The organism is Citrobacter sp. wls613 (genome assembly GCF_005281195.1).
In the GTDB taxonomy this organism is placed as follows: domain Bacteria; phylum Pseudomonadota; class Gammaproteobacteria; order Enterobacterales; family Enterobacteriaceae; genus Citrobacter; species Citrobacter gillenii.
Map to the genome: position 1 here is coordinate 1 of NZ_SZXN01000066.1, position 2,132 is coordinate 2,132.

Consider the following 2,132-nt stretch of genomic DNA (forward strand, 5'->3'; position numbering starts at 1 on the left):
TAACGGACAGCCGGATCATTTCGTACATCCCTTATGGATTGGCCCCTATATTTCCATACACTTTTTATCACTTAACCCATTACTGGTTCGCCGCCGCAGATATTCCCGTGGCGAACGATACCCCAGTGCACTATGCGGATGCCATTCGTTGTAATGTTCGAAGGCCTCCGCAAGGTTCTTTACCGCTGTTAACCCGTCGGGTTTCGGCATGATGCTGATGTAATCGCGCTTCATCGTTTTCACGAAGCTCTCTGCCATCCCGTTGCTTTCCGGGCTACGTACCGCCGTATGTTTAGGCTCCAGTCCTACCATTCTGGCGAACTGACGCGTCTGATAAGAACGGTAGGCTGAACCGTTGTCTGTCAGCCACTCAACTGGGGATGTCGGCAGGCTGTTACCGAAACGACGCTCCACGGCACCCAGCATGACGTCCTGCACGGTTTCACTGTCATATCCACCGTTACTGGCCGCCCAGTAAAGTGCCTCGCGATCGCAACAGTCCAGAGCGAACGTGACCCGCAGTTTTTCACCGTTATCACAGCTGAACTCGAAGCCGTCAGAGCACCACCGCTGGTTACTTTCTCCAACGGCCACTTTCCCTGTATGCGCCCGCTTCGATGGCGGTATTTCCGGTTTACGCTCAAGCAGCAGCGCATTCTGACGCATGATGCGGTATACGCGTTTGGCATTGATCACCGCCATGTCGTCAGTTTCTGATTGTCTGCGCAGCAGTGCCCATACCCGACGATAACCATAGGTGGGCAGATCGCCGATAACGGTATGGATACGGGCCAGCGCGTCAGTATCATCAGGCTTGCGCTTGCACCGACGATCCTGCCAGTCCTTCGACCGACGGGCCATGGCATGCAGTTGCGCACGTGAGACCCGGAGGCAACGACTGACAAGGCTTATTCGCCATCCTCCGGCAACAAGGGCACGTGCGCTATCCACTTTTTTTGTCGGCCATATTCAACGGCTTCTTTTAGCAGCTCGTTTTCCATGGTTTTCTTGCCCAACAGGCGTTGCAGCTCTTTAATTTGCTTCATCGCAGATGCCAGCTCCGACGCGGGCACAACCTGTTCTCCTGCGGCAACGGCTGTAAGGCTGCCTTCCTGATACTGCTTACGCCACAGGAACAGCTGACTGGCAGCAACGCCATGCTGACGGGCGACCAGCGACACGGTCATTCCGGGCTCAAAACTCTGCTGAACAATGGCGATTTTTTCCTGAACACTTCGCCGTCTGCGCTTCTCTGGACCTAAAACATCAATCATTCGGACTCCAACGACTAGTCTAAAAACTAGTATTAAGACTATCACTAACTTAAGTGATACCAACTGTCTGGAGATTCAGGGGGCCAGTCTATGAAGTAATGCGCCCCCCGTTTCCTTTACTCGAACGCCGGCAGCATCCCAGCTTTGATCCCAGAAGTCGCCTTCAACAGTCAGTTTTGCTCCGTAACTTTCAATACGCTTTCGCGTCAGATCCGTGCTGGTATTCATCACAAAGACATCTGCGGGTATGCTGAGTTGCTGCCCTACGTAAGCGACTGCCGCACCGAAATTTCCCCCTGACGCAGTGGCTAACCCCTGCTGACGAACTGAGAGTGGGAGATTGAGGACACGGTTAAATGCACCTCGGGCTTTAAACGAGCCGGTTACCTGACAACATTCAGCTTTCAGTCTGAGCTCAATTCCCGGCACGGGCTGCCAGGGTGCCGTTTCAACAAGCGGCGTTTTGCGCACCCACGGTCGTACTCGATCCAGAGAAGCCTGATAGTCCGACAGGGTGATATCCTGATTCATGAGCGTTCCTTATTCGACAGGTTTTGTACCAAAACCGCAAGACTGTTGCCCTGAGACGTAGCACCAAAAGTGCGCTGAGAATAGACCCGTCCCTTGACCTTAAAATGTATAGCCTGCGGTATGGCTTCTGGTTCTGAGAGGCGGTGAAGCCATCCAGCCAGATCACCTGCTTGTACTTCATCACCGATTTCCACCACGGGTTCAAACCATCCATCGCCGGGCGAAAGAAGATTGCCACCGGCAGGAATGAAGACCTGTAATGAAGGATCGGCAGGCTGTGACGCGGTATTGATTAAGGAAGGTGCGAACAAGTTCCTGATATGAGAT

The 2,132-nt window shown here is 53.3% G+C and carries 2 protein-coding genes and 1 pseudogene; all 3 read right to left on the minus strand.

Features of this window, described 5'->3' with window-relative positions:
* Positions 1-45 precede the first annotated feature (45 nt).
* Positions 46-1,274 (minus strand): IS3-like element ISEc27 family transposase gene (locus tag FDX01_RS16320; protein ID WP_148116659.1). Its coding sequence is split into 2 segments (ribosomal slippage): positions 46-959 and positions 959-1,274, totalling 1,230 coding nucleotides; the frame shifts between segments, so codons are not numbered across the junction.
* A gap of 75 nt (positions 1,275-1,349) precedes the next feature.
* Positions 1,350-1,805 (minus strand): pyridoxal-phosphate dependent enzyme, encoded by a 456-nt coding sequence (locus FDX01_RS16325; protein ID WP_249361001.1) that lies wholly within the window; start codon positions 1,803-1,805, stop codon positions 1,350-1,352.
* A pseudogene (locus FDX01_RS16330) lies at positions 1,802-2,132 on the minus strand (succinylglutamate desuccinylase/aspartoacylase family protein); the annotation flags it as partial. The pseudogene FDX01_RS16330 and the gene FDX01_RS16325, both read right to left, overlap by 4 nt.